Source organism: Nonomuraea sp. NPDC004186 (assembly GCF_053603495.1).
This window is the reverse complement of sequence record NZ_JBSGFQ010000080.1, coordinates 43,105-61,607: the sequence shown is the minus strand read 5'-3', so window position 1 is coordinate 61,607 and position 18,503 is coordinate 43,105. Positions and strand designations below refer to the sequence as shown.

The 18,503-nt window shown below is 70.8% G+C and carries 16 protein-coding genes; 15 read left to right on the top strand and 1 reads right to left on the bottom strand.

Annotated features, from left to right (window positions below; translation table 11 throughout):
• Positions 1-95 precede the first annotated feature (95 nt).
• The 15 genes from murD (at position 96) to ACWEPL_RS44890 (ending at position 14,433) form a co-directional block, all read left to right on the top strand.
• Positions 96-1,304, top strand: a complete 1,209-nt coding sequence (gene murD / locus ACWEPL_RS44960; RefSeq protein WP_452439812.1) for a UDP-N-acetylmuramoyl-L-alanine--D-glutamate ligase — start codon at positions 96-98, stop codon at positions 1,302-1,304.
• Positions 1,288-2,562 (top strand): putative lipid II flippase FtsW, encoded by a 1,275-nt coding sequence (ftsW, locus tag ACWEPL_RS44955; RefSeq protein ID WP_350729169.1) that lies wholly within the window; start codon positions 1,288-1,290, stop codon positions 2,560-2,562. The genes murD and ftsW overlap by 17 nt, the downstream gene beginning before the upstream one ends.
• A gap of 12 nt (positions 2,563-2,574) precedes the next feature.
• Positions 2,575-3,651: an undecaprenyldiphospho-muramoylpentapeptide beta-N-acetylglucosaminyltransferase gene (gene murG, locus ACWEPL_RS44950; protein WP_350729170.1), complete on the top strand. Its 1,077-nt coding sequence runs from the start codon at positions 2,575-2,577 to the stop codon at positions 3,649-3,651.
• A complete protein-coding gene (gene murC, locus ACWEPL_RS44945; protein ID WP_452439811.1) occupies positions 3,648-5,045 on the top strand; it encodes a UDP-N-acetylmuramate--L-alanine ligase in 1,398 nt (465 codons plus the stop codon). The genes murG and murC overlap by 4 nt, the downstream gene beginning before the upstream one ends.
• 159 nt (positions 5,046-5,204) lie before the next feature.
• Positions 5,205-5,870, top strand: a complete 666-nt coding sequence (locus ACWEPL_RS44940; RefSeq protein WP_350729174.1) for a cell division protein FtsQ/DivIB — start codon at positions 5,205-5,207, stop codon at positions 5,868-5,870.
• Between the two features lie 324 nt (positions 5,871-6,194).
• Entirely contained in the window at positions 6,195-7,682 is a 1,488-nt protein-coding gene (gene ftsZ / locus ACWEPL_RS44935) for a cell division protein FtsZ (RefSeq protein WP_350729175.1), read from the top strand.
• Between the two features lie 96 nt (positions 7,683-7,778).
• Entirely contained in the window at positions 7,779-8,471 is a 693-nt protein-coding gene (locus tag ACWEPL_RS44930) for a YggS family pyridoxal phosphate-dependent enzyme (protein ID WP_363963690.1), read from the top strand.
• A 139-nt stretch (positions 8,472-8,610) separates the two neighbouring features.
• Positions 8,611-9,111, top strand: coding sequence for a cell division protein SepF (locus ACWEPL_RS44925; RefSeq protein ID WP_350729179.1), 501 nt, complete (start codon positions 8,611-8,613; stop codon positions 9,109-9,111).
• 80 nt (positions 9,112-9,191) lie between these two features.
• Positions 9,192-9,479 carry a YggT family protein gene (locus ACWEPL_RS44920; protein ID WP_350729181.1) on the top strand — a complete coding sequence of 96 codons (288 nt, stop codon included), beginning with the start codon at positions 9,192-9,194 and terminating at the stop codon, positions 9,477-9,479.
• Between the two features lie 106 nt (positions 9,480-9,585).
• Positions 9,586-10,455, top strand: a complete 870-nt coding sequence (locus ACWEPL_RS44915; RefSeq protein ID WP_350729183.1) for a DivIVA domain-containing protein — start codon at positions 9,586-9,588, stop codon at positions 10,453-10,455.
• Between the two features lie 41 nt (positions 10,456-10,496).
• Positions 10,497-12,569 carry a hypothetical protein gene (locus ACWEPL_RS44910; protein ID WP_452439810.1) on the top strand — a complete coding sequence of 691 codons (2,073 nt, stop codon included), beginning with the start codon at positions 10,497-10,499 and terminating at the stop codon, positions 12,567-12,569.
• Between the two features lie 191 nt (positions 12,570-12,760).
• The gene (locus tag ACWEPL_RS44905; protein WP_452439809.1) at positions 12,761-13,291 is read left to right on the top strand and encodes a hypothetical protein; all 531 of its coding nucleotides are present in this window, start codon (positions 12,761-12,763) and stop codon (positions 13,289-13,291) included.
• Positions 13,292-13,425: 134 nt separating this feature from the next.
• Entirely contained in the window at positions 13,426-13,752 is a 327-nt protein-coding gene (locus ACWEPL_RS44900; RefSeq protein WP_363963697.1) for a PadR family transcriptional regulator, read from the top strand.
• Positions 13,749-14,105 (top strand): DUF1048 domain-containing protein, encoded by a 357-nt coding sequence (locus ACWEPL_RS44895; RefSeq protein ID WP_363963699.1) that lies wholly within the window; start codon positions 13,749-13,751, stop codon positions 14,103-14,105. The genes ACWEPL_RS44900 and ACWEPL_RS44895 overlap by 4 nt, the downstream gene beginning before the upstream one ends.
• Position 14,106: 1 nt before the next feature.
• Entirely contained in the window at positions 14,107-14,433 is a 327-nt protein-coding gene (locus ACWEPL_RS44890) for a DUF1048 domain-containing protein (protein WP_363963701.1), read from the top strand.
• Between the two features lie 533 nt (positions 14,434-14,966).
• Here the strand turns inward: ACWEPL_RS44890 and ileS are convergent.
• Complete coding sequence (ileS, locus tag ACWEPL_RS44885) at positions 14,967-18,113, bottom strand: isoleucine--tRNA ligase (protein ID WP_355192694.1); 3,147 nt, start codon at positions 18,111-18,113, stop codon at positions 14,967-14,969.
• Positions 18,114-18,503: the final 390 nt, after the last annotated feature.

Sequence of the window (18,503 nt, the reverse complement as noted above, 5' to 3'; positions counted from 1 at the left end):
ACGACCACCTACCTGCTCGCCGGCATGACCTACCACCTCGCGACGCACCCGGATGACCGGGCCCGCCTCGCCGCGTGGAGACCCGCTTCGGCGCGATGGAGATCCCGGAAGGCGTGACCCGCCTGGTCACCACCGGCTGGGCGCCGCACCACCCGCTGATCGCCGCCGCGCTCGAGGCGGGCGTCGAGGTCGTGGGGGAGGTGGAGCTGGCCTGGCGGCTGCGCCCGGCGCAGGCGGCCCCGTGGCTCGCGCTGACCGGCACCAACGGCAAGACCACCGCCGTACGCATGCTGACCTCGATCCTGCTGGCCGCCGGGCACAAGGCCCTGGCCGTCGGGAACGTGGGCGTCCCCGTGGTGCGGGCCGTCGCCGAGCCGTACGACGCGCTGGCCGTCGAGCTGTCCAGCTTCCAGCTCCACTGGTCCAGCACGCTGGCCCCGCACGCCGCGGCCATCCTCAACGTGGCCCCCGACCACCTCGACTGGCACGGCTCCATGGAGGAGTACGCCGCCGCCAAGGGCCGCATCTTCGAGCGGGCCGCGCACGTGATCTACAACGCCGACGATCCCGAGGCCACGAGGCTGGCCGCGCCCTATCCGGGAGCGGTCGGGTTCACGCTGCGGGTGCCCAGGCGCGGCGAGATCGGCGTCGTGGAGGACCTGCTGGTCGACCGGGCGTTCGTGGCCGATCCCGTGGAGGCGGCCGAGGAGCTGGCGACGCTGGAGGACGTACGGCCCTTCGCGCCGCACAACGTGGCCAACGCGCTGGCCGCCGCCGCCCTGGCCCGCTCGCTCGGCGTGCCGTCGGAGGCGGTGCGCCAGGGGCTGCGCGACTTCGTGCCCGACCCCCACCGCCTCGCCCACGTCGACCGGGTCGGCGAGGTCGACTACATCGACGACTCCAAGGCGACCAACCCGCACGCCGCCGCCGCGGCGCTGGCCTCGTACCCCTCGATCGTGTGGGTCGCGGGCGGGCAGCTCAAGGGCGCGGACGTCGACGACCTGGTGCGCCAGGCGGCCCCCAGACTGCGCGGAGCGGTGCTGCTCGGGGCAGATCGGGACAGGATCGCCGAAGCCATCGCGCGACACGCGCCGAATGTCCCCGTCGTGGACATCGCTGATCGGGACACTGGTGCGATGGAAAGAGTCGTCACCGAAGCCGCCCGGCTGGCCTCGCCCGGGGACACCGTGCTGCTCTCCCCGGCGGGGGCCTCGCTCGACATGTTCGCCAACTACCCGGCGCGGGGGGAGGCCTTCGCGCGCGCCGTACGCGAGCTGAGGCTGCGACGTGAGCGCGAGCGCTGAGGAGCCGCGCGCCGTCGAGGGGCCGGGCGGCTGGGCGCGGGAGCAGCTCGGGTCGCTGAAGGAGCTGCTCGACAAGCCGCTGACGACGTACTACCTGATCATCATGTGCAGCGCGCTGCTGCTCGCGCTCGGCCTGATGATGGTGCTGTCGGCCTCCAGCGTCGAGGCGCTGCAGAAAACCGGCAGCCCGTTCTCGTGGTTCTTCAAGCAGTCGCTGTCGGCCGCGGTGGGCCTGCCGGTGATGTGGGCCTGCTCACGGCTGCCGGCCAAGTTCTTCCGCTGGGCCGGCTATCCCATGATGGCGCTGTCGATCCTGGCGTTGGTCATGGTGCTGTTCATCGGCTCGTCCGAGCTGGGCGCGCAGCGGTGGATCTACATCGGCCCGTTCACCCTCCAGCCGTCCGAACCGGCCAAGCTCGGGCTCGTGCTGTGGGGGGCCGACCTGCTGTCCAGGCGGGCGCGGCAGGGCCGCATCGAGTGGCGGCAACTGCTGATCCCGCTCATGCCCGGCACCGCGATCCTGGCCGTCATGGTCATGCTCGGCCGCGACCTGGGCACCACGCTGGTGCTCTTCATGATCTTCCTGGCGCTGCTGTGGGTGGTGGGAGCACCGATCAAGCTGTTCGGCGGCATCCTGTCGCTGGCGGTGCTCGCCGCGGTCATCATGATCAAGGTGGAGCCGTACCGGATGGCGCGCATCGGGGCCTATCTCAACCCGTGGGCCGACGCGCAGGGCGACGGATACCAGGCCGTGCAGGGTCAGATCGCGATGGGCTCGGGCAGCTGGTTCGGGCTCGGGCTCGGCAGCAGCCGGCAGAAGTGGAACTGGCTGCCCCACGGCGAGAGCGACTTCATCTTCGCCATCCTCGGCGAGGAGCTCGGGCTGATGGGCACGCTGATGGTGGTGGCGCTGTTCGGGCTGCTCGGGTACGCCGGGCTGCGCGTCGCCGTCCGCGTCAACGACGCCTTCACCAGGCTCGCCGCCGCCGCCATGGTGGCCTGGATCGTCGGGCAGGCGACCGTCAACATGGGCGCCGTGCTCGGCGTCCTGCCGATCACCGGCATCCCCCTGCCGCTGGTCTCGTACGGCGGCTCCTCGTTGCTGCCCACGCTCGCCGCGCTCGGCATGCTGCTGTCGTTCGCCAAACGCGAGCCTGGCGCGAGGGAGGCCTTGAAGGCTCGTGGCCCCGGACCGGCCGCCCGGGCCCTAAGCTGGCTTGGCCTGGGGGGTACGACCAGAGGCCGAGCGACACGTTAGGGAGTGACCGAGATGAGGGTGGTCCTCGCCGGTGGTGGGACGGCCGGGCACATCGAGCCCGCGCTCGCCCTTGCGGACGCGCTGCGCCATCTTGACCGGAGCGTCGGCATCACCTGCATGGGCACCGAGCGCGGTTTGGAGACGAGGCTGGTGCCCGCCAGGGGCTACGAGCTGGCGCTGGTGCCGGCCGTGCCGCTGCCAAGGGCGATCACTCCGAGCCTGCTCACCGTGCCGGGCCGGCTGGCCGGGGCGATCAACGCCGCGGCCGGCATACTCGACCGGGTCCAGGCCGACGTCCTCGTGGGCTTCGGCGGCTACGTCGCGACCCCCGCCTACCTGGCGGCCAAGCGGCGCGGCGTGCCGATCGTCGTGCACGAGGCCAATCCGCGCCCCGGCCTGGCCAACCGGCTGGGCGCCCGGCTCACCGAGCACGTCTTCACCGGCTTCCCCGAGGCCGCGATGCCCAAGGCCGAATACATCGGCACCCCGCTGCGCCGCGAGATCGTCACGCTCGACCGGCTGTCGGCGGGTGACAAGGCGCGCTCCTGGTTCGGGCTGGAGAACGACCGGCCGACGCTGCTGGTCTTCGGTGGCTCGCAGGGCGCCAGGTCGCTCAACCAGGCCGCGCTCGCCGCCGCGCCCGTGCTGCGCAGCGCGGGCGTGCAGGTGCTCCACGTGCTCGGCCCGAACAACACCGTCGACCGCGAGCCGCCGCCGGGCGACCCGCAGTACGTGCTGCTGCCCTACGTCGACCGCATGGACGTCGCCTACGCGGCCGCCGACTTCGCGCTGTGCCGCGCCGGCGCGCTGTCGTGCGCGGAGCTGACCGCGGTGGGGCTGCCGGCCGCGTACGTGCCGCTGCCGCACGGCAACGGCGAGCAGGCCATCAACGCCGGGCGCATCGCCCGGGGCGGCGGCGGCCTGATGGTCGACGACGCCCAACTGACACCCGAATGGATCATCCACAACGTGCTGCCCATCCTCCGTGACCCCGAGCGGGTCGCGGCCATGTCGGAGGCCGCCTCCAGACTTGGCCGGAAGGACGCCGATATCATGCTTGCCCGGAAAGTGTTGGAGATAGCCCGATGAGTCTCGTCAAGCTGGTCGATCCCATTGCCGTAGCGGATCTGGGGCGGGTGCACTTCATCGGCATCGGCGGCGCGGGCATGTCGGGCATCGCCCGCATCCTCCTCAAGCGCGGCGTACGGGTGTCCGGCAGCGACGCGCGCAGCTCCGAGCTGATCACCGAGCTGCGCGAGCTGGGCGCCACGGTCCACATCGGCCACGCCGCCTCGCACATCAAGGACGTCGACACCGTGGTCGTCTCCACCGCCATCCGCGACTCCAACCCCGAGCTGGGCGAGGCGCTCAAGCAGGGGCTGCGGATCATCCCGCGGGCCGCCGCGCTGGCCTCCGTCATGGCCGGGCGCACCGCCGTGGCCATCGCGGGCACCCACGGCAAGACCACCACCAGCTCGATGCTGACGGTGGCCCTGCAGAAGTGCGGCGCCGACCCGTCCTACTGCGTGGGCGGGCAGCTCGTCACCACCGGGCTCGGCGCCGACGAGGGGCAGGGCCAGGTGTTCGTGGCCGAGGCCGACGAGAGCGACGGCTCCTTCCTCATGCTCGCGCCCGACATCGCCGTGGTGACCAACGTCGAGGCCGACCACCTCGACAACTACGGCGACCCGGGGGCCGTGCACGCCAGCTTCGCCCGCTTCGCCGAGCGGGTGGGCTCGCTGCTGATCGCGTGCGCCGACGACCCGGGCGCCGCCGAGCTGGCGCAGCGGGCGCGCGAGCGGGGGCTGCGGGTCAAGACGTACGGGGTCGAGGGCGAGGACTACCGCGTGAGCGGGATCAGGCCCGACGGGTTCGGCACGGTCTTCGCCATCGAGGGCAGGGGCGAGGTCCGGCTGGCCGTCCCCGGAGCGCACAACGCGCTCAACGCCACCGCGGTGATCGCCGTGGCCGACGAGCTGGGGCTGCCCTTCGAGGAGATCAGAGAGGGGCTGGGGGCCTTCACGGGGGCCAAGCGGCGCTTCGAGGCCAAGGGCGAGGCCGGCGGCATCGCGGTCTTCGACAGCTACGCGCACCACCCGACCGAGCTCACCGCCGACCTGAAGGCCGCCCGCGACGTGGTCGCCTCCTACTCCGGCCACGGCCGGGTCATTGCGATCTTCCAGCCGCACCTCTACTCGCGCACCCGGTTCTTCGCCGACGAGTTCGGCGCGGCGCTCGCGCTGGCCGACGAGGCCATCGTGCTCGACGTCTACGGGGCCCGCGAGGATCCCGAGCCGGGCGTCTCGGGCGCGATGGTGGCCGGGAAGGTGCCACTGCCTCCGGAGCGGGTCGCGTACGCGCCCGACCGGGCCCTGGTGCCCGCGATGGTGGCGGAGCGGGCGCGGCCCGGCGACATCGTGCTCACCATGGGCGCGGGCGACGTCACGGAGCTCGGTCCCCAGATCGTGGCCCGCCTCTCCTGACACCCCCCGCGGACTGACGGCGCGCGAGCACCGACGGGAGCGCGGTGCGTCCCGTTGGGGGGCGTTTGGGCGTGGCGCGCGGGTGCCGGGCGCGCGTCGGCGTAGGTTCTGTGCCGACGCTCGGGGGCCGGAACCCCGGGGGCCGACATGGGGAGGGCGATGAAGGCGAGGACCGCGTTCCTGGGGCTGCTGACGGCGGGAGTGGTGGGCACGGCCGCCTGGCTGGTGTTCTTCTCACCCGTGCTGGGCGTGCGCTCGATCGAGATCGTGGGAAATCTCACAGTGCCGAGCGAGCGCATCAAACAGCAGGCCGGCGTGCCGGACCTCCATCCCCTCGCCACCGTCAACCTCGCCGACGTCGAGACCCGCGTGCTGGGCATCAGACAGCTCGCCAAGGCGAAGGTGGACCGGATCTGGCCGGGCACGCTCAAGATCGAAGTGGTCGAGCGCGAGCCCGTCGCCGCGATCCCCGCGGGCGGCAAGGTGGCGATCGTCGACAAGCAGGGCGTGGTGATCGAGGTCAAGTCCGCGGCGCCGCCCATGCTGCCGGTGCTCAAGGTCGACAACCCCGCCGTCGGCGACCCGGCCATGATGGCGGCGCTGCAGGTCATCCAGGCGGTCCCGGGCGTGCTGGCGCCCAAGGTCCGGGAGGTCCGCGCGGGCACGGCCGAGGGCGTGACCCTGCTGCTGTCCGACGGGCGCACCGTCATCTGGGGCGGCGCCGACCGTCCCAAGGAGAAGGCGCGCATTCTTACATCACTGCTCAAACGAGAAAAAGCCACGGTGTACGACGTCAGCTCCCCGGATGTGGTGACGCTGAAGTGATCAAGACTGGGCAAGTGCGCGGCAACGGCATCGCCCAGCTTGTGCGAGGTGGGGGTCGCGGCGTGAGAGCCTTAAGTCGTACGTCGGGCCAGGAGCCCCCGACCAGGCGCGACTTCGGAGCGAAACGGACAGCCCGCGACACGCCGGACGTGCTTGCGGCGCGGTTAGTTGACCCGCCAGGTAGGGGACTCCTACTGTCCGTATCAATCCTCAGGTTGACATAAATCTAAATCTCAACCTGAGGTTGAGAGTTACCCGAAGTGACAAAAAGCGGAGACAATCCGCACCGAAATGGCAAGTCAACGAGCGGAAAGGCCCCTCGTCGTGGCAGCACCGCAGAACTACCTCGCGGTCATCAAGGTCGTCGGCATCGGCGGCGGCGGAGTCAACGCCGTCAACCGGATGATCGAGGAGGGACTCAAGGGCGTCGAGTTCATCGCGATAAACACCGACGCCCAGGCGCTGCTGATGAGTGACGCCGATGTGAAACTCGACGTGGGCCGTGAGCTCACGCGCGGACTGGGCGCGGGCGCCAACCCCGACGTGGGGCGCAAGGCGGCCGAGGACCACCGCGAGGAGATCGAGGAGGTCCTCAAGGGGGCCGACATGGTCTTCGTCACGGCCGGCGAGGGTGGTGGCACCGGCACGGGCGGCGCGCCCGTCGTGGCCAACATCGCCCGGTCGCTCGGCGCGCTCACCATCGGTGTCGTGACCAGGCCGTTCAGCTTCGAGGGACGGCGCAGGGCCATGCAGGCCGAGGCCGGCATCGAGACGCTGCGCGACGAGGTCGACACGCTGATCGTGATCCCCAACGACCGTCTGCTGTCGATCTCCGACCGGCAGGTGAGCGTGCTGGACGCGTTCAAGGCGGCGGACCAGGTGCTGCTGTCCGGTGTCCAGGGCATCACCGACCTGATCACCACCCCTGGTCTGATCAACCTCGACTTCGCCGACGTCAAGTCGGTCATGTCGGGCGCCGGTTCCGCCCTCATGGGCATCGGCCACGCCCGCGGCGACGACCGTTCGGTGGCCGCGGCCGAGATGGCGGTCTCCAGCCCGCTGCTGGAGGCCAGCATCGACGGCGCCCACGGCGTGCTGCTGTCGATCGCGGGCGGCTCCGACCTCGGTCTGTTCGAGATCAACGAGGCCGCGCAGCTCGTGTCCATGGCGGCCGCGCCGGACGCCAACATCATCTTCGGCACGGTCATCGACGACGCGCTCGGCGACGAGGTCCGCGTGACGGTGATCGCGGCCGGGTTCGACGACGTGCCGCCTCCGGTGGAGAAGCCGCTGCCCCGCCCGGCGAGCCGTCCCGCCGCCCCGCCGGCCGCGCCGCCCGTGTCGTCCCCTGTGCGGCCGAGCGTCGCGTCCCCCAGCGTGAAGTCGGAGCAGCCCGGGCTGCGCCCTGAGCCGCGCGCTGAGGCACGTCCGGAGCCGCGTACGGACTTCCGGCCCGAGCCGCGTGCCGAGTTCCGTCCTGAGCCCCGTCCGGAGCCGCGGGCCGAGTTCAGGGCCGACCCCCGGCCGGAGCCGCGCGCGGAGTTCAGGGCGGATCCCCGCCCGGAGCCCCGTCCCGAGCCGCCGCGCCCGGAGCCGGTGCGCCCGGTGGAGTCGGCGCAGATCCCCGGGTCCGTCGACGACGAGCCGCTGGCCGACGAGCCGTCCGGCCCCGTCTCCATCCCCCGGCCCACGCCCGAGCCCGCCAACCCGCCCACGCCCATCACCTCCCGCATGTCGGAGCCCGCCAAACGTCCTCGGGTGATCTTCGAGGAACAGGAAGAGGAGCTCGACGTCCCCGACTTCCTCAAATAGCCCGGTAGCCTGACGCCGCTCCCCGGCAGGGATCCGGGAGCGGCGCCGTCGTGCGCGAGGCGTACCGCACGGGCGTGTAGTGAAAGGGAGGGCCACGTGAGAAGGGACGAGATCGCGGCCGGGCTCGCCGAGGTCGACACGCGCATCGCGGCGGCCTGCCGCGCGGTGGGTCGTGACCGGGGCGAGGTCACGCTGATCGCCGTCACCAAGACCCGCCCGGCCGAGGACGTGCGCATTCTGGCCGAGCTGGGCGTGCGCGACGTCGGCGAGAACCGGGACCAGGAGGCCGCGCCCAAGGCGCACGAGCTTGCGGACCTGCCGCTGACCTGGCATTTCGTCGGCCAACTCCAGACGAACAAGGTCCGCTCGGTCGTCGCGTACGCCGACGTGATCCACTCGGTCGACCGGCTCCGGCTGGTGGAGGCGATCAGCAAGGAGGCGGTCCGCCAGGGCCGCAGGGTCGGCTGCCTCATCCAGGTCGCGCTCGACGACGACCCCGAAAGGGGCGGCGCCCGCGCCGCGGACGTGCTGGAGCTGGCCGACGAGGTGGCGCTGGCCGAGGGGCTGTGGCTGGGCGGCATCATGGCCGTGGCGCCGCTGGGGGAGGAGCCTGCCAAGGCGTTCGCCAGGTTGCGTGACGTGGCCACGCGCCTGGAGGAGCAGCACCCGCGCGCCACGATGATTTCGGCCGGTATGAGCGAGGACCTCGCCGAAGCCATCGCGTACGGCGCGACACACGTGCGGGTCGGTACGGCGTTGCTCGGTCGTCGCAAGCCCTTCGTCAGGTAATGTCCCCTCAAGTGGGTCTTCAGGCCCATGACCAAGTAGAGGTCGATCAGCGGTGAGCTCCAAGGGGGTACGGCTACCGCCTCGGGATCCGGTGTCGGGCTCGAGCGAGTGCGACCGTGAGCAGGAGGACGACGTAGCGATGGCCGGCGCGATGCGCAAGATGGCGGTCTACCTCGGTCTCGTGGAGGACGACCGCTACGAGAGGTACGAAACCTACCCGGACGACTACGCCTACGAGGACGAGGTGCAGCGGCCCGGCGACGAACGGCCCGTAGCGGTCCAGGAACGCGACGAGGAGCCCGAGGCGGGGGTGCCCGCGCCCAGGCCCGCCACGACGATCCTGGAGCGCCGCACGACCGATCTGGCCCGCATCACGACACTCCACCCCCGGACGTACAACGAGGCGCGTACCATCGGAGAGCACTTCCGAGACGGCACCCCGGTCATCATGAACCTGACGGAGATGGTTGACAGCGACGCCAAGCGTCTTGTCGATTTCGCGGCAGGTCTGGTCTTTGGCCTACATGGCAGCATTGAACGTGTTACCAACAAGGTGTTCCTGTTGTCCCCTGCCAATGTCGAGGTGACCGCCGAGGACAAGGCCCGAATCGCGGAACGCGGGTTCTTCAATCAGAGTTAGAGTCTCTGTATGTCTATCGCACCCAACCGGGTCTCGCCGAGACCGGGAGGGCACATCGGGAGTGGAGGCGCGGCCGGGCCGTGGGGATCGTAAGCCAGATCTTGGTCGTAGTCCTGTCTCTCTACCTGGTGCTGCTCATCGGCAGAATGATCTTCGAGACGGTGCAGGCTTTCGCCCGTCAGTGGCGCCCCTCCGGCATCGTCCTGGTGCTGGCCGAAGCCACTTACACCGCAACAGACCCACCTCTCAAGTTCCTCCGCCGTTTCATTCCCCCGCTCCGGTTGGGTACGGTGGCCTTTGACCTAAGCTTCACTGTCCTGTTCATCGCCGTGCTGCTGCTGATCCAGATCGTGGGGATGCTGCGATGACGGGGGCGGTGTGGCGCAGGTCGTGATCCAACTCGTGTCCGCGCTGAAGTGATTCGGGTTACCGTCCCTCCGGACAGACTCCAAAGCGCGCCAAGGAGACCAAAAAATGCCGCTGACGCCCGCTGATGTGCGGAACAAGCAGTTCAGTACCACCCGGCTGCGGCCGGGCTACGACGAGGAAGAGGTCGACGCCTTCCTCGACGAGGTGGAGGCTGAGCTCGACCGTCTGATCCAAGAGAACGAAGAGCTCCGCGCCAAGCTGGCCGAGTGCCTGCGGGGGAAGGTGCCGGGCGGCATGAACATGCCCATGGCCTCCGCCCCGGTCCAGGAGCAGCCCAAGCCCGAGATGATGGCTCCGCCGCCCCAGCCGGAGCCCATGCGCGCCCCCGAGCCGCCGCCTGTGCAGCAGCCGGTCCCCGTCATGAACATGCCTCCCGCCGAGGACAACATGGACACGGCGGCCCGCGTGCTCGCCCTCGCCCAGCAGACCGCCGACCAGGCGATCTCCGACGCCCGCCGGGAGGCGGACGAGACGGTCACCCGCGCCCGCCGCGAGGCCGACGAGATCCTCACCAAGGCGCGCCGCCAGGCCGAGCAGGTCATCGGCGACGCCCGCGCCCGCGCCGAGACGCTCGAGCGTGACGCGCAGGAGCGCCACCGCCAGGCGATGGGCTCGCTGGTGCAGACGCGCGACGAGCTCGAGCGCAAGGTCGAGGAGCTGCGCAGCTTCGAGCGCGAATACCGCAGCAGGCTCAAGCTCTACCTGGAAAACCAGCTCGCCGAGCTCAACGTCTCCGCTGAGGGCAGCGGTGGGTTCCCGGTGATGTCCGGTGGTCCGGCGGGTCAGGCTCCCGCGATGTCGCACGCCGTGTCGCAGGGCCAGCCGCCGCTTCCCGGTGGTCCCAGCCCGTTCGGCGGCGAGGCTCCCCAGGGTGTCTTCCCCGGCGGTGACGGTCCCCACAACGACCGCCGGTAAAGTAGCGGGTCACTAGGACCTGTCACTCGAAAGAGCCCCCTGTGATCCTTATCAGTGCTGGTTTGGTGCTCGCGGCGGTCGTGTTGCTGATCGCGGGCTTCGTACTGGCTAAGCCGTTCCTGATCATGTGGTCCATCGTGGTCAGCGTGCTGTCCGCGCTGTTCCTCGTGATCGGGGCGTTCCTGCGGCGAAACGAGCTTTTTCCCGGTGGTGGGCAGGCCGCTGCGCCGGCCACCCCCCCGAAAGGGCTCATGCCGCCGGGCCCCGGCTCGCCGTACAGCCAGACCGGCCCCATGGGTCATCAGCCCCCACCGCGACCCCATCCGCATCCGCAGGCGCCGCAGCGGACGGCGACCGTTCCCGCCGCCGCACCCCGCCGCCCCGCGGCGAGCGGCATCTCGCCGGATGCGATCGTGTTGGTGATCCCCGGACGCAAGCGCTACCACGTGTCCGGCTGCCGACAGCTGAGCGGCCGGGACACCGAGGAGCTCACGTACGAGGAGGCACGCGAGGAGGGCTTCACGCCCTGCACGGCGTGCCTGCCTGACGCCGCGCTCGGCGGAAGGCAGCTGCCGCCTGCCGCCGACCCCGAGCCCGTCGTCGCCCCTGGCACCGCCGTCACGGCGGCGAGCCGGGCGGAAGACTCCGCGGAGACCCGCGACGTACGTCCGCCGGTCGCCCCGCCGAAGCCTGCCGCGAAGGCTTCCACCCCCGACCCGGAGCCCGCCTCCCGCGAGGAAGGCGCCACCGCGTGGTTCGGCCGCCCGTCCACCTCCTCCGCCGCCGAATCGGATGACGATCAGGCGGACGCGGAGACTTCATATTTCCGGCCGCCGCCTTCCGCGCGCAGGCCCGGCTCGCCCTCCGCCACTCCGGAAGGTCCCGCCACGGGAGCCCCCGGCAAGGCCGGAGCACCTGCGGCCAAGCCTTCGCAGCGCACCGGCTCGCCGGAACAGCCCGGCCCCAAGCCCGGCCGTCCCACGGACGCACCCCGTCCGTCCGGCACCAAGCCCGGCCAGCCCGGCCAGTCCACCGGCTCGCCCGAGCAGTCCGGCACCAAGCCCGCCCGGCCTGGCGACAAGCCTGGGCAGACCGGCGGCCCGTCGTCGAAGCCGGGATCGACCGGTGGTCCGTCGTCCGGCGCGAAGCCGGGATTGACCGGTGCCCGGCCGGGAGAGCCCGCCGGTGGGCCCTCTTCGAAGGCGACCGACGAGGACGATTCCGCGGGGCCCGCCACGGCACCGCAGCCGCGCGTGACCTCTTCCGGGACGCCGGTCCGCCCTGGACCCTCGGGTGGGACCTCCGGGCCGTCACAGCGTCCTTCTGGGGCCGCCAAGACGCCTGCTGCGGCGGGAGAGAGCGCGACGGTGCCGGAGCGGCCCGCGTCCTCCGCCGAGTCGGAGGCCAAGCCCAAGGGCCCGCTGCCCCCGGGCCCCGGCGCGAGCGCCGGACGCCCTTCCGGCCCGAGCCCGGCCACCAAGCCTTCGACAACGGAAAAGTCCGGCCCCGACCGCCCGTCAGCCTCGGATCGGCCATCTGCCTCCGACCGCCCGTCAGCCTCGGATCGGCCATCTGCCTCCGACCGCCCGTCCGCGTCTGGGCGGCCCTCTGCGGCGAGTGGCCCGGCCAAGGCGGGTACGTCCGGCGGCGCCAGCCCGAAGCCCGGGACCTCCGGCACCGGCGGGCCCGCCGGCTCGGGGACGAAGTCCGACACGACCGGCACGGCGACGGGTTCGACGCCCGGATCCGCCGGCTCGGGCTCCAAGGACGACGCCACTTCCACCAAGCCAGATGTCTTCAAGGGCGAGGGGAGCGGCTCGACGCCCAAGCCCGGCACCCCGGCTGCGACCGCCAAGGCCACCAAGCCTGAGGCCTCCGGCTCGGCCAAGGCCGCTGACAAGTCCACCGGCTCCTCGGGCGGCGCTGAGGGCAAGGACGAGCGTTCCGGCACGGTGAAGGTCATCATCGGCACTCGCCGCTACCACAGCACCGCGTGCCCGTTGATCAGGGGCGCGGGGGAGTCGGGCGTGGAGACGATGACGCTCGCCGCAGCGGAGGCGGCCGGACTGACGAGCTGCTCGGTGTGCCAGCACGACCGCGAGACGGTGAGCTGAAAGCCCGCTGAACGACCTTCCTGGTCAGGTAGCGCCGGCTACTCGGCAACGGATCACCGGTGTGATCCTGCTCAGCGTGGAGCCGTTCCAGGATTCCTCCTGGGCCGCAGCCGTCGGGGCGCCCGTGCTGGTGCTGGGTCGTCCCTTCGCCGTCAAGGAAGGCGCGGCGCCCGCCTTCCATCTGGCCGGGCATGGCCGCCGGAGAATCGCTCGTGTGTCGGGGTGCGCTGCGATACTCCTTCATCCAGCAGCGCGTGCTCGGGGTCACGCGCGCGCTCGGTGAACGCGGCATCGACGGGGACGACGCGCAGATGCTGATCCACGTCGAGGCCACCGAGCAGGGCGGCTATCTCGGGGCGCGGCAGGTGCTGGCACTGCGGCCCAGGCCGGACGGCGTCATCATCGACAACCCGCGCCAGGCGATGGGCTGCCTCCGGGGCGCGGCCGACCTCGGTGTATCCGTCCTCGGCGGCACTGGCGGCACTGGCGGCACTGGCGGCGCGGTCATCTTGACGCCGCTGCCGGCGGCAACCCATCCGATCACCCCCGGGCGGCGTGTCGGATGTTGGAGTTCCTCCTCGGCGTGGCGCGGCCGCGCTGACGCCTTCGCGAACTTTGGCCGGTCCGTACCGCCTTCGGCGCAAACCGCCCTCACCTGCGCCGACGCCTCCTCCTGCAGGGCACTCCCGGAAGGTCATCGGCGGGGTCGAGCACTCGTGTAAGCGCGGCGCCGATGATTCGAAGCGCTTCCGTGGTCCGTGCTCGCCGCTTGTACGGCATGGTCCACTACTCCGTGGTACCGTGTACTGGTACTCGGTGGCACCGAGTACCAAGGGAAGGCGGAAGAGGACCCACGATGGACGGCCTGACAGAGATGCTGAAGGGCACGCTTGAGGGCTGCGTGCTGGAAATCATCGGCAGCGAGGAGACCTACGGGTACGCCATCACGCGTCGGCTGAACGAACTGGGCTTCGCCGACGTCGTCGAGGGGACGGTTTACACCATCCTGTTGCGGCTGGAGAAGAACGGGCTCGTCCAGGTGACGAAACGACCGTCCGGGCTGGGCCCGCCGCGCAAGTTCTATGAGCTCAACGAGGCGGGGCGCGAAGAACTCGCGACGTTCTGGGCGAAATGGGAGTACATCACATCGCGGATCGACAAGCTCAAGGAGGGCGGGAGATGAACTTCTGGGAGACCATGACAGGCAGCGATCTCACCAGGGAATGGAAGGCGTTCGAAGCTCGGGCCGAGGCATTGCCGGCCGACTACCGGGCGGCGTGGGAAGAGATCAAGGGCCATCTTTTTCCCTACGGGGACTTCACGGGTCGAAACCTGATGCCGATTCTCGACGGTGCTCTGGGGCTGCTCGAAGAGACGGCGGCCGATGGGCGGAGCATTCACGAGGTGCTGGGGGACGACATCGGGGGCTTCTGCGCGGCGCTGGCCGGCGGAAAGGGGGCCCGGAGCTATCGCGACCGGTGGCGCGAGCAGTTGAACAGGAACGTCGCAAGGAAATTGGGCCGGCTAGGAGGCTGACGTGGGCATCCAAGACATCATCGAGGGCAAGAAGCAGTGGCGGGCGCACATGGCGCGGGTCAAGGCGCTCCCGCCGGACTACCAGATCGTCTACAAGGAGATTCAGAGGTACTTCTTCAAGGTTGGACCGATCGACTTGCTTGACGGGCCCCTGCTCTCAGGGATCGTCGACTTCTTCGAGGAGGGTGCCGCGGCCGGCAAGGGAGTCCTGGAACTCATCGGCAACGACGTCGCCGCCTTCTGCGACGACCTGATCAAGGACTCGCGCACCTTCGCGGACATCTATCAGGAGTCCATCAGCGGGGAATCCGGCACGGCCGAGAAGTAGCACCCGTCGACCCGGCCTTGAACACGAGCTGCTCGGTCGGTGCCTCCAGCGCTGCCTCGATCGTCTTCGATCTGAACGCCAGCCCCTAATCGGCCCGCTCACCGGCGCGGCCCGTCGATATCTCCACCGGTGCCTGCGGGGCCATCAATGAACTCCGGCGGATACCCCGAATCGGCGAGGCCGCCGGCGACCTGCCGGGTGAACTCGCCCAGCGGCGACATCGTCGTCGACCAGCCTCACTCAGGTGGTCGAGCGCAATCCGAACATCAAGATCACGCGAAGATCCCCGGCAGCCACGGTGCAATCCCGCGCGACGACGCCCCGGCTGCGGGTCCCGCGCGGACAGCGCCGGGGGCGTGCTTCGGGGGAGGGCGGTGGGCCGTGAGGAGGCGGCCCGTCGGGGGTGGGTGTCGGGGGGCGGGCCGTGAGGAGGCGGCCCATCGGGGGTGGGTGTCAGGGGGCCGGGGCGTGAGGGGCGTTCCAGCACAGGGGTGGGTGGCGGTGGGGCGGGCGCCCCACCGCCGTAGTGCGGGTCAGGCGCGGCGGAGGTGGAAGGTCAGGGACAGGTCCTCGTCCGTGTGGGACGGGAGGTCTGTCGCCGTGCCCTCCGTGACCGTCGTCGCCAGGACCTCCTCCGCCACCACGTGCCCCTCGGTGCGCAGGGCCGTGGCGAGCTCGGGGGAGGACGTGGTCCACCACAGGTCGATGCGGTCCGTGATCGACAGGCCGGTCGACTTGCGGGCGTCCTGGACCAGGCGGATGACCTCGCGCAGGAGACCGGCGCGGCGCAGCTCGTCGGTGAGCTCCAGGTCCAGGGCCACCGTCTCGCCCGTGCCGGTGCCGATGGCGCCCGTCTCCACCGCCCAGCCCGAGCGGGGCTGCTCGTTGACGATCACGTCGTCCGGGCCGAGCATGATCTCGCCCAGCTCGTCCGCCTCCACCATGACCGTGGATCCCGAGCGGAGGGCCCGGGCCACGCGGGTGGCGTCGGCGGCGGCCACGGCGGCCGCGACGAGCTTGGTCTGGGAGCCGAAGCGCTTGCCCAGGGCCCGGAAGTTGGGCTTGACCGAGTAAGTCACGAGATCGGCGCTAAATCCGGACATGTCTTCGAGGGTGTGGACGTTCAGCTCGTCCGCCACCAGACCCCGGAGCTCCCCGGGCAGCGACGGCCAGCCGTGTGCCCCCACCAGGGCGCGGCGGAGCGGCTGGCGGGTCTTGACGCCCGACGAGGCGCGGGCCGAGCGGCCCAGCTCCACCAGGCGGCGTACGAGGGCCATCTGGTCGGACAGCACCGGGTCCAGCAGGTCCTCGCGCACCTCCGGCCAGTCGGCCAGGTGCACCGAGGAGGGCGCGTCGGAGGAGCGCAGGACGTCCCAGAGGTAGTCGGTGATGAACGGCGTGACGGGGGCCATCAGCCGCGTCACCGTCTCCAGGCACTCGTAGAGCGTCGCGAACGCCTCCGGCGACCCCTGCCAGAACCGGCGGCGCGAGCGGCGCACGTACCAGTTGGACAGGTCGTCGAGGAAGTCCGCCAGGCGGCGCCCGGCGCGCTGGGTGTCGTACTCGTCCAGCGACGCCGTGACGTCGGCCACCGTCCTGTGCAGCTCGGCCAGCACCCAGCGGTCGAGCAGCGGGCGCTCGGCCGCGGGCGTGGCCTGCGCGAGCATGGCCGGCGACCAGGACTCGGCGTTGGCGTAGAGGGTGAAGAACGACGAGGTGTTCCAGAGGGTCAGCAGGACCTTGCGGACGATCTCCTCGAGGGTGTTGTGGCCCACCCGGCGCGACGCCCACGGCGAGCCCGAGCAGGCCATGAACCACCGCAGCGCGTCGGCCCCGTGCTGGTCCATCAGCGGGATCGGCTCGAGGATGTTGCCCAGGTGCTTGCTCATCTTGCGGCCGTCCTCGGCCAGGATGAGGCCGAGGCAGAGCACGTTCTCGTAGGAGGACTGGCCGAAGACCAGCGTGCCGACGGCCATCAGCGAGTAGAACCAGCCGCGCGTCTGGTCGGTGGCCTCGCAGATGAACTGCGCCGGGTAGACGCCCTCCGGCTTGCCGCGCTCGCCCCACTGGGCGAACGGCATGGAGCCGGAGTCGTACCAGGCGTCGATGACGTCCGGCACGCGGCGCGCGAGAGCGCCGCACGACGGGCAGTCGAAGGTCACGTCGTCCACGAACGGGCGGTGCGGGTCGAGCGCCGAGATGTCCTGCCCCGCCAGCCCGCCCAGCTCCTCCAGCGAGCCGACGCACGTCACGTGGGACTCGTCCGCCGAGCACACCCACAGCGGCAGCGGCGTGCCCCAGTAGCGCGAGCGCGACAGCGACCAGTCGACGTTGTTGCGCAGCCACTCGCCGAACCGGCCCCACTTGATCGTCTCGGGGTACCAGTTGGTGCCGGCGTTCTCGGACAGCATCTTGTCCTTGACCGCGGTGGTGCGGATGTACCAGGACGGGAGCGCGTAGTAGAGCAGCGGGGTGTGGCAGCGCCAGCAGTGCGGGTAGCTGTGCTCGAAGTGGCCGCCGCGGTAGAGCAGCCCGCGGGCGCGCAGGTCCTCGGTCAGCTCCTCGTCGGCGTCCTTGAAGAACCGGCCGCCGACCATGGGCACGTCGTCGAGGAAGCGGCCGTCGGGGCCGATCGGGTTGACGACGGGCATGTCGTACTGCCTGATCACGGCCATGTCGTCGGCGCCGAAGGCCGGGGCCTGGTGGACCAGGCCGGTGCCGTCCTCGACCGTGACGTACTCGCCGAGCACGACGTAGTGGGCGCCGGGGATGTCGACCAGGTCGAACGGGCGGGAGTACGCGGTGTGCTCCAGCTCGCGACCGGTATAGCGGGCCACCTCGGTCGCGCCCTCGCCGAGGACCGACAGCAGCGGCTCGGCGACCACCAGGACCTCGCCGTCCGCGGTGCGGGCCGCGACGTACGTCACGTCGGGGTGCACGGCGACGGCCGTGTTGGACACGAGGGTCCACGGCGTGGTCGTCCACACCAGGAGCGCGGCGCCCAGCTCGGCCAGCGGCCCGGCGGTCACCGGCATGCGGACGTAGACCGACGGGCTGGAGACGGTCTCGTAGCCGCCGGGCTGGCCCAGCTCGTGGTCGGACAGCCCCGTGCCGCAGCGCGGGCAGTACGGCGTGATGCGGAAGTCGCGGAACAGCAGCCCCTTGTCCCAGATGACCTTCAGCGACCACCAGACCGACTCGATGTAGGACGGGTCCATGGTCCGGTACGCCTGGGACAGGTCGATCCAGTAGCCCATGCGCTCGGTCAGCTGCTCGAAGGCGTCGACGTGGCGCAGCACCGACTCGCGGCACTTGGCGTTGAACTCGGCGATGCCGTATTCCTCGATGTCCTTCTTGCCGGTCAGGCCCAGCTCGCGCTCCACGCCGACCTCGACGGGCAGGCCGTGGCAGTCCCATCCGGCCTTACGCGGGACGCTGAATCCGCGCATGGACTTGTAGCGCGGGAACAGGTCCTTGAACACCCGCGCCTCGACGTGGTGCACGCCGGGCAGGCCGTTCGCGGTGGGCGGGCCCTCGTAGAAGACCCAGGACGGGTTTCCGGAGTTCTGCTCCACGGAGCGCTCGAAGATCTTCCCGTCCCGCCAGCGGTCGAGGACCTCGCGCTCGAGCGCGGGCAGGTCGACCTGCGCGGGAAGAGAGCGGAAAGATGGCGAAGACATTTCGGGTGTGACCTCCACGCTTGATCGGCCGGTAGGGCGAGCGTGAAGGGACGAAGCCATGCGGCCCCGCGGTACCACCCTTCTTGACCTCGCACGCGGGCGAGGCCCTCTTCGTTTGATCTGCGGCCGGGTCTAATGAGCTCTCGCGAGCCGTTCTTCCGGCGGCTCCGGGGTGATATCCCTCACAGTCGGGCCCCATCAACGCCTTGCAGTCTCAAACCATAACGCAGAGTGGGGCCGAAGGCTTCCTGGTTTCTCAGGGTGAGCCGCCCGAGGGGCCGTCGGTACGCAACCGACAAAGTTGCGGGAATGGACGCCCCTGTGGAGGAGTTTAATGCGCGAGGCGGGATAGTACGGGGGAGGTAAACCGTCCGGCGGGTCGTTTGCCGT